Origin of the sequence: Streptomyces sp. NRRL S-495, assembly GCF_000966955.1 — a bacterium.
GTDB lineage: Bacteria > Actinomycetota > Actinomycetes > Streptomycetales > Streptomycetaceae > Kitasatospora > Kitasatospora purpeofusca.
In genome coordinates this window covers 1-8,952 of the sequence record NZ_JZWY01000930.1, presented here as the reverse complement: position 1 = coordinate 8,952, position 8,952 = coordinate 1, and the positions used below count along the sequence as shown (strand labels likewise).

The window sequence follows — 8,952 nt, the reverse complement described above, 5'->3', positions numbered from 1 at the left end:
TGCCGCCCCGGCCCCGGTTGCCCCGGTCGCCGCTCCGGCTCCGGTCGCCCCGGCTGCTCCGGCCCCCGTTGCTGCTCCGGCCGCCCCGGCTGCTCCGGCTCCGGTCGCCGCCCCGGCCCCCGTTGCCGCCCCGGCCCCGGCCGCGCCGGTCGCCGCTCCGGCTCCGGCCGCCCCGGTGGCCGACGCCGGTGACGCCTACGTCACCCCGCTGGTGCGCAAGCTCGCCGCCGAGCACGGCGTCGCGCTGACCGCTGTCACCGGTACCGGTGTCGGCGGCCGCATCCGCAAGCAGGACGTCCTGGCCGCCGCCGAGGCCGCCAAGGCCGCGCCGGCCCCGGTCGCCGCTGCCCCGGTCGCGGCCGCCGCGCCGAAGGCCGCTGCCGCCCCGTCGGCCCTGCGCGGCCAGACGGTCAAGATGACCCGCATGCGCAAGGTCATCGGCGACAACATGATGAAGGCCCTGCACGAGCAGGCGCAGCTCACCAGCGTGGTCGAGGTGGACGTCACCCGGATCATGTCGCTGCGCGCCAAGGCCAAGGACTCCTTCCTCGCCCGCGAGGGCGTGAAGCTGTCCCCGATGCCGTTCTTCGTCAAGGCCGCCGCCCAGGCGCTGAAGGCCCACGCGGTCGTCAACGCCCGGATCAACGAGGCCGAGGGCACCATCACCTACTTCGACACCGAGAACATCGGTATCGCGGTGGACTCGGAGAAGGGTCTGATGACCCCGGTCATCAAGGGTGCGGGCGACCTCAACATCGCCGGCATCTCGAAGAAGACCGCCGAGCTGGCCGGCAAGGTGCGCGACAGCAAGATCACCCCGGACGAGCTGTCCGGCGCCACCTTCACCATCAGCAACACCGGCTCGCGCGGCGCGCTGTTCGACACCGTCATCGTGCCGCCGAACCAGGCCGCCATCCTGGGCATCGGCGCGACGGTCAAGCGCCCGGTCGTCATCGAGGCCGACGGCGGCACCGCCATCGGCATCCGTGACATGACCTACCTGTCGCTCTCCTACGACCACCGCCTGGTGGACGGCGCCGACGCCGCCCGCTACCTGGTGGCGGTCAAGGAGATCCTGGAGGCCGGCGAGTTCGAGGTCGAGCTCGGCCTGTAAGGCTCCGCCCGAGGGTCCCCCTCCGGCAGCACCGGAACCCCGCGTCGTCCCCGGACGGCGCGGGGTTCCGCGCGTCCGGGGCGGGTTCCGCGCGTCCGGGCCGGGGTGGCGGTGGACGGCCGCGGACGGCGGGCGTCTTGGCGCCGTTCCGGGTTTTTCGTGCCGTTCCGGGCGATTCACCCGCTCTTCGCATGCGCGCGTGCGGCCGAACAGGGATGCTGGAGCGGTGATGGACGAGACCGACTTCTGGCAGATCATCGACGACACCCGGGAGGACGCCGAGGGCGACCCGGACGAGCAGGCGGACCGCCTGGTGGAGCGGCTCGTCGAGCTGACCCCGGACGACGTCATCGACTTCGCCCGGCTCTTCGAGGCCCGGTTCCAGCGCGCCTACCGCCACGACCTCTGGGGCGCGGCCTACCTGCTGCTGGGCGGGGCCTCCGAGGACTCCTTCGACTACTTCCGGTGCTGGCTGATCGGCCAGGGCCGGGACGTCTTCGAGGGCGGGCTGCACGAGCCGGACGACCTGGCCGACCTGCTGCCCGGCTTCGACGAGGAGGAGGACGGCGAGGCCGAGGACCTCGGCTACGCGGCCGACGAGGCGTACGAGCAGTTGACCGCGCTGCCGCTGCCCGAGGTGGGCGGGCGCCAGCCCGCTCAGCCGTTCGGGGCCGGGTTCGACTTCGACGACCCCGAGGTCATGGCGAAACGCTTCCCCAAGCTCTGGGAGCGGTACGGGGACTGACCCCGCCAAGGCCGGGCGGGCCGGGGACGGACCCGGGCGGGCCGGGGCTCACGGCCGCCGGGCCCGCCCGGGCGGCGGCTCAGGTGTTGGAGCCCGCCGCCTCGCTGGTGTCCTGCTTGATGCCCTTGAGGATCTGGTCCAGCACGGACGGGTCGGGCGCGCCCGCGGCGTCGTCCACCCCGCCCTCGAAGGCCACGAAGCCGCCGCCCTTGGCGGGGACGGCCACCATCAGGATGTAGCCCTTGCTGCCGTCCGAGGTGGTGATGTGCCAGCGCACCGCGTAGCCGGAGATGCCCGCGACCGTGGTGCTGGAGGAGCCCGCGTCGGTGTGCCCGGTGATGTTGCTGAAGATCGCCGCCGCGTAGGTCGGCATGGCCGCCTCGGCCGCCGCCCGGGCGGTGGTGCCCGCGATGGTGTCCTTCTCCACCGAGAACTGGCCCCGGATGCAGTTGCCGCCGCCGGGGCAGGTGTACTGGCCGCTGCCGAGGAAGACGGTGGAGTGCGACCCGCTGGTGTTCGCCTCCCAGCCCTCGAACACCGGCACCGTGATGGCGTGCTGCGGGTCCGCCACGGTGTCCTTGAGCACCGGGCTCGGCTTCGGCGGCGTGGTCGGCGGCGGCGGGGAGGACCTGGTCGGGCTGGGGGTGGTGGCGCTGGGGCTCGGTGTGTCGGTGACGGTGACGGTGGCCACCGTCGGGGTCGGCTTGGCGGTGGGGCCGTCACCGCCGCTGTTGAGCGCCACGGCGGCCACCACGCCGACCACGGCCAGCACGCCGACCACGATGCCGATGGCCGTCCCGGTCCTGATCCGGTTCGGCCGCTCCGGCGGCGGATAGGCGGCCGGCGGGTAGCCGTAGGCCGGCGGGTTCTGTGCCGGGTAGCCGTACCCGGGCTGCCCCTGCTGCGGCGCGCCGTAACCGTAGGCCGGCGGCGCGGGTGCGGAACCCCCGGAGGGGTTCTGCCAGGCGACCTGCGTCGGGGCGTCGGCAATCGGGCCGCCGCCCGCCTGGACGGGGCGCACATCACTGGTCCAGGCCGCGCCGTCCCACCAGCGCTCATGACCGGCCGTGCCGTCCGCACCCGGTACCGGGTACCACCCGGGAGGCGTCGAGTTGCTCACGGCCGTAACCTACCCGTCCGGGTGACGCTCCAGACAGGGCGGGTCTGTCACGACTCTGCACCACCCGCGCACGCGATCTGACGGTGCGTCAGTGCTGTGGGTGGGTCGTGCGGGAACGGTCGCCCGGTCCCTCAGTCGCCCGGTCGGCCGGTCGCCCCGTCGTCGAGGGACCGGGCCATCCAGATGTCGTCGACGTAGGCGCCGTCGATCAGGAACTCCTCCTTGAGCGAACCCTCGACCACGAAGCCGCAGCGCTCGTAGAGGGCGCGGGCCGGGGCATTGTGGCCGAGCACCCGCAGGGTGATCCGGCGGGCGCCCTGCTCCCGGGCGATCCGGCAGGCCGCCTCGACCAGTGCGACACCGATGCCCCGGCCGCGCAGAGCGGCGTCGACCGCGAGGCCCTGGATCTGGCGCACATGCCGGTTGCTGGCCAGCGGCGTCGGCGGGACGACCCGGACGTAGCCGACCGCCCGGCCGTCGAGCAGGGCGAGGTGGAACTGGTCCGGGCTGTGGCGTTCGTCGAACACCCCCGCGTCCTCGTCGGGCCGGGGGGCGACCTCGGCCAGCGGGCTCCAGGTGGAGCGGTTGAGGGCGGCGAGTTCCTTCTCGTCCTCGGCCCGGGCGGGTCGGATGATCAGCTGATCGTTTTCGCGCATGCGCCGCATGCTAATCACCCCCGGCCGGGACGTACACGGCATTTCCCGCGGCCCCGCGGGGCCGCCGCTCCCCGGCGGGCCGCCGACCGACTGCGAGGATGGGCCCATGAGAATCGCGGTCACAGGATCCACAGGACTGATCGGCGCGGCACTCGTCGGCTCGCTGCTGGCGGACGGGCACGAGGTGGTGCGGCTGGTCCGGCACCGCTCGCGGACCGGGCCCCGGCCGGACGGCACCACCGCCATCGGCTGGAACCCGCTGCTGGGCCAGATCGACCGGGCCGGGCTGGCCGGGGTCGAGGCGGTCGTGCACCTGGCGGGCGCCGGCGTCGGCGACCGCCGGTGGAGCGAGTCCTACAAGCGGGAGATCCGGGAGAGCCGGGTCCTGGGCACCGAGACCCTGGCGACCGCCCTGGCCGGGCTGGCCGAACCGCCGAAGGTCTTCGTGAGCGCCTCGGCCGTCGGCTACTACGGGCAGACCGGGGACCGGGTGATCGACGAGTCCTCGCCCGCCGGGGACGACTTCCTGGCGGAGGTCTGCGTGGAGTGGGAGGCCGCCGCCCGCCCGGCCGAGCGGGCCGGGATCCGGGTGGTCCACCCGCGCACCGGGCTGGTGCTCTCCGCCGCCGGCGGCGCGGGCGGACGGCTCTTCCCGCTGTTCCGGCTGGGCCTCGGCGGCCGGCTCGGCGACGGCCGGCAGTACTGGAGCTTCATCTCGCTCGCCGACGAGGTCGCGGCTCTGCGCTTCCTGATCGACCGGGAGGACATCGACGGGGCGGTGAACCTCACCGCCCCCGAACCGGTGACCAACGCCGAGCTGACGGCGGCGCTCGGGCGGGTGCTGCGCCGGCCGACGCCGTTCCCGGTGCCGAAGGCCGTACTGGAGGCGGTGCTGGGCGAGCTGGCGGTCGAGGTGGTCGGCAGCCACCGGGTCGTGCCGCGCCGGCTGCTGGACGCGGGCTTCGACTTCGCGCACCCGGACGTCGACTCGGCGGCGCGGGCGGCTCTCTGAGGCTCGGGCCGCTCCCCGGGGTAAGGGCCCGAGGCACGGCCCCGGGGCGGCTCTCCACGGCATTGCTCCGGGCGGGCGGGGCCGGACGCGCGCGGTCGCGTCCGGCCCCGCCGCGTAGACGCGCTACGACGTCCGCCCTGGCCAGGGGCATATGCGGAGCGGAGTCCGGGCGACTGCGGCGCAGGGCTCCGAAAGGGGGCGCACGGGAGCACACGGTGGGCGCGCTGCGCGCCCCTGGTGACCGTGCGCGCCCGTCGGACGGCAACACGGGCGAGGAGGAGTACAGTCCGTGACCGCGCGGCCACCGGATGCGGCCACTCCCCTTCCCCACCGGGTTCGGGGCCGGTGTGCTTGTCTGACGCTCGTACTGACTGGGCATCACACCGGTCGGACCGTGTCCCAGCACCCTGCTGCCTGCACCGGCCCGAAATCCCGGGACCAGGGAGGGAGCCACCCGTGCCCACGTACGACTTCACTCGCCGCACCCGCCGACAGTCCGACCCGGACGTCGTCGTGGTGGGAGCCGGCCTCGCAGGCCTTGCCGCCGCTCGCGTACTCACCGCCCACGGCCTCGCCGTACAGGTCCTGGAGGCCGCGGACCGGATCGGCGGTCGAGCGGCCTCCCACGAACTCGACGGCTTCCGGCTCGACCACGGCAGCCATCTGCTGAACACCGCCTTCCCCGAGCCCCGCCGCGTGCTCGACCTCGACCGGCTCGATCCGCGCCCGCTCACGCCGGGCGTACTCGTGCACAACGGCGGGCGCCGGTACCGGGTCGGGGACCCGCAGCTGACCACCGCCCGGCAGGCCGCCGCCCGGGCACCACTGGGCAGTCCGCTGGACAAGGCGCGGCTCGGCAGCTGGCTCAACCGCCTCGCCAACACCCCGCCCGCACGGCTGAAGGCCCGGCCGGAGACCACCGCCGCCCGGGCCCTCGGCGACCGGGGCCTCGCCCCGCGCACCGTCGACGGACTGCTGCGGCCCCTGCTCGGCGCCCTGCTCAGCGACCCCGCGCTCGGTACCAGCAGCCGGGTCGCCGACCTGGTGCTCCGCTGTTACGCCCGCGGCCGGCTCTGTCTGCCCGCCGGCGGGATCGCGGCCGTGCCGGCCCAACTGGCCGCCGCGCTGCCCGCCGGCACCGTCCGCACCGGAGTGCGGGTCACCTCGATCACGGCCGACGGCGTGGAGACCGCCACCCATGGGCGGATCGGCGCGCAGGCCGTGGTCGTCGCGACCGACCCCCGCTCCGCCGCCGACCTGCTGCCGGGTCTGCGGCTGCCGGACTTCCACCCCGTCACGACCTTCTACCACGCGGCCGACCGCACCCCCCTGGGGGAGGCCGCCCTGCTGCTGGACGGCGACCGGCCGGGCAGGCAGCCGTCCCTGGTGTCGCACTCGCTGGTGCTCAGCGAGCTGCACCCCTCGTACGCCCCGACCGGACAGGCGCTGATCGCCACCACCGTGCTCGGCCGCCGCACCTTCGACGCCGGCGGACCGGCGGCGCTGGAGCCGGCCGTCCGGGCCCGGCTGGCGGAGCTGTACGGCACGCCGACCGGCGGCTGGCAGTTCCTGAGCGTGCGGCACCTGCCGGACGCGGTGCCCGCCATGCCGCCGCCGCACAACACCCGGCGGCCGGTCCGGCTGCTCGCCGGGCTCTACGTCTGCGGCGACCACCGGGACACCAGCAGCGTGCAGGGGGCGCTGGTGTCGGGGCGGCGCGCGGCCGAGGCCGTGGCGCGCGACCTCGGGCTGCCGATCGCCGTACGGGAGGCGGAAGCGGCCTGACAGGCGGACGGCGCCGGGGGGTGTCCTGTGCGGGCCACCCCCCGGCGCCGCTCGGTGTGCGGGCGCGTGGAGCGCGGCGCCCGGCGCCCGGCGCCCGGCGCCCGGCGTGCGGCGTGCGGCGTACAGCACGGGACGGGCGGCGCGTGGCGGGCGGCGCGCGGCCCGGCTGCCCGGGCGGTGCCGGTCCGCGTGCCAATATGCCGATATGACCGCTGATCGGACGATCTCCGCTCCCCCGTCGGCCGCCCGGTGAGCGCCCGGTGAGCGCCGACTTCGAGGTCCAGCCGCTCTCGCTGATCCTGGTCCCCGCCGCCGCGGTGGCCGCCCCGCTGATCGCCGACCGGCTGCTGCGGTGGATCGCCGTCCCCACCGTCGTGTTCGAGATCCTGCTCGGCGTGCTGATCGGCCCCGATGTCCTGAACTGGGTGCACGTGGACGACCTGATCGACGCGCTCTCCCAGTTCGGCCTGGCGATGCTGATGTTCCTGGCCGGCTACGAGATCGACTTCGCCAAACTGCGCGGCGGACCGCTCCGCCGGGCGGGTTCCGCGTGGCTGATCAGCGTGGCGGTCGCACTCGTCGTGGGCGCGATCATCAACCCGAAGCCCCTGGACGGCGCGTTCACCGGGCTCGTGCTGACCACCACCGCGCTCGGCACCATCCTGCCGATCCTGCGCGACGCCGGCGAACTGCCCACCCCGTTCGGTTCGCTGGTCATGGCCACCGGCGCGGTCGGCGAGTTCGGGCCGATCATCGCCGTCGCCGTCCTGCTCAGCGGCAACAGCGCGGGCCGCACCGCCGTCATCCTGGCCGCCTTCGCGGTGATCACCGCCGTCGCGATCGGCGGTGCCCGGCGGCCGCGGCCGGCCTGGATGACCCGGCTGATCCGCCGCACCCTGCGCACCTCCGGCCAGTTCGCCGTCCGGACCGTGATCCTGGTGCTCGCGACCATGGTGGCCGCCGCCCTCTGGTTGGAACTCGACATGCTGCTCGGCGCGTTCACCGCCGGCATCGTCTCCCGGCTGCTGCTCTCCGACATCCCCGAGCCGGCCGAGGAGGTGATCGAGGCCAAGCTGGAGGGCATCGGCTTCGGCTTCCTCGTCCCGGTGTTCTTCGTGGTCAGCGGGATGAACTTCGACCTGGACGCGCTGCTCGGCGATCCGGGCACACTGCTGCTCGTCCCGGTCTTCCTGCTCCTGCTGCTGGCCGTGCGCGGACTGCCCGCGGCGCTGCTCGCCCCCGCCGGTCTGGGACGGCGCGACCGGGGAGCGCTCGGCCTCTACGGCTCGACGGCGCTGCCGCTGGTCGTGGTGATCACCACGATCGAGGTGGACGCCGGCCATCTGCCGTCCTCCACCTCGGCGGCCCTGGTCGGGGCGGGCATGCTCTCCGTGCTGCTGTTCCCGCTGGCCGCGCAGCGGCTGCGCGGGGACGTCCGGCCGCCGGCCGCCGTGAAGGGCGACCGGCCGCGGGTGAACGCCGAGAGCTGGTGACTCCGCCGGTCGGGTCGGAGCCCCCGGTTCAGATCACCCCCGCCTGACGGGCCGTCTCCTCGAACGCCCGGGCCACCGGGCTGCCCCGGTAGGGCGTGAGGCGGCGGTGGAAGTCGCGGACGTACTCCAGCGACCGGGCCGAGCGCATCTCCCCCGCCGCCCGCAGGGCGTCGGTCGCCATGCCGCAGGCCTCGTCGAGGTCGCCCATGCCGAGCCGGGCGGTGGCCAGCACCAGCCGGCAGAAGATCCGGCTCCGGGCATAGGCGGGCGAGCGCAGCCGCAGCGACTTCTCGGCGTGCTGGGCGGCCGTCCGCCACTGCTGGAGGTCCCGGTAGCAGTGCGCGAACTCGTCCGAGAGCTGCGCCTCGTCGAAGAACCGCGCCCAGGCCGGCAGCTCGTCGCCGGTGCGGGCCGCCGCCAGCGCCCGCTCGGCCCGGACCAGCGCCGTGGTGCAGGAGCGGACGTCGCCGAGCAGGCCGTGCCCGCGTGCCTCGGCCGCGTGCAGCAGCGCCTGCACGGTCGGCGGCACCGCCGTGCCCACGCCCTGCTGGGCCACCCTGGCCAGCTGGACAGCCTCCCGGCCGTGGCCGAGGTGCACGGCCTGCTGGCTCATCGTCACCAGGACGTAGCCGCCGAGCGCGCGGTCCCCGGCGGCCTGGGAGAGCCGCAGGGCCTGGACGAAGTAGCGCTGGGCCAGACCGTGCGCGGCGATGTCGAAGCTCGTCCAGCCGGCCAGCCGGGTGAGGTCGGCGACCGCGCCGAACAGGGCCCGGCCGATCTGCTCGCCGTAGCGGCCGCGCAGCATCGGCTCGGCCTCGCTCTCCAGGTAGCGGACCAGCGCCTGGCGGGCGTGGCCGCCGCCGTAGGCGTGGTCCAGCGCGCGGAAGAGGTCGCCGACGGCGCGGATGGCGGCGATGTCGCCCCGGCCGACGCGCGGGGCCGGGCGCGGCTCGCGGGCCGGGTCCTGGAACGGCGGCTCGACCGCGATCGGCGGGCGGCGGCTCTGGGTGGGCACCCGGGCCCCGAA

The 8,952-nt window shown here is 75.1% G+C and carries 7 protein-coding genes and 1 pseudogene; 5 read left to right on the top strand and 3 right to left on the bottom strand.

The window, feature by feature from the left end; translation table 11 throughout:
* On the top strand, positions 1-1,114 hold a 1,114-nt coding region (sucB, locus tag VR45_RS36525), incomplete at its 5' end, for a 2-oxoglutarate dehydrogenase, E2 component, dihydrolipoamide succinyltransferase (protein ID WP_045944235.1).
* 229 nt (positions 1,115-1,343) lie between these two features.
* A complete protein-coding gene (locus VR45_RS36520; RefSeq protein WP_045944233.1) occupies positions 1,344-1,859 on the top strand; it encodes a DUF4240 domain-containing protein in 516 nt (171 codons plus the stop codon).
* A 79-nt stretch (positions 1,860-1,938) separates the two neighbouring features.
* On the opposite strand, the gene VR45_RS36515 is transcribed toward VR45_RS36520, so the two are convergent.
* Positions 1,939-2,979: a DUF2510 domain-containing protein gene (locus VR45_RS36515; RefSeq protein WP_045944232.1), complete on the bottom strand. Its 1,041-nt coding sequence runs from the start codon at positions 2,977-2,979 to the stop codon at positions 1,939-1,941.
* Positions 2,980-3,110: 131 nt separating this feature from the next.
* Complete coding sequence (locus tag VR45_RS36510; RefSeq protein WP_045944234.1) at positions 3,111-3,635, bottom strand: GNAT family N-acetyltransferase; 525 nt, start codon at positions 3,633-3,635, stop codon at positions 3,111-3,113.
* A 106-nt stretch (positions 3,636-3,741) separates the two neighbouring features.
* Here VR45_RS36510 and VR45_RS36505 point away from each other — a divergent pair, with 106 nt between their 5' ends.
* From VR45_RS36505 to VR45_RS36495, 3 genes are all read left to right on the top strand, one after another.
* Positions 3,742-4,647: a TIGR01777 family oxidoreductase gene (locus VR45_RS36505; protein ID WP_045944231.1), complete on the top strand. Its 906-nt coding sequence runs from the start codon at positions 3,742-3,744 to the stop codon at positions 4,645-4,647.
* A gap of 456 nt (positions 4,648-5,103) precedes the next feature.
* On the top strand, positions 5,104-6,432 hold the full coding sequence (locus VR45_RS36500; RefSeq protein ID WP_045944230.1) for an NAD(P)/FAD-dependent oxidoreductase: 1,329 nt from the start codon (positions 5,104-5,106) through the stop codon (positions 6,430-6,432).
* Positions 6,433-6,692: 260 nt separating this feature from the next.
* On the top strand, positions 6,693-7,925 hold the full coding sequence (locus VR45_RS36495) for a cation:proton antiporter (protein ID WP_045944229.1): 1,233 nt from the start codon (positions 6,693-6,695) through the stop codon (positions 7,923-7,925).
* 28 nt (positions 7,926-7,953) lie between these two features.
* On the opposite strand, the pseudogene VR45_RS36490 reads toward VR45_RS36495, so the two are convergent.
* Positions 7,954-8,952: pseudogene (locus tag VR45_RS36490) on the bottom strand (regulator); the annotation flags it as partial.

What these genes read in the sequence shown, in the direction of transcription:
- VR45_RS36510 (WP_045944234.1), bottom strand. Translation starts at nt 3,635, where the DNA reads ATGCGCGAAAACGATCAGCTGATCATCCGACCCGCCCGGGCCGAGGAC.
- VR45_RS36505 (WP_045944231.1), top strand. Translation starts at nt 3,742, where the DNA reads ATGAGAATCGCGGTCACAGGATCCACAGGACTGATCGGCGCGGCACTC.
- VR45_RS36520 (WP_045944233.1), top strand. Translation starts at nt 1,344, where the DNA reads ATGGACGAGACCGACTTCTGGCAGATCATCGACGACACCCGGGAGGAC.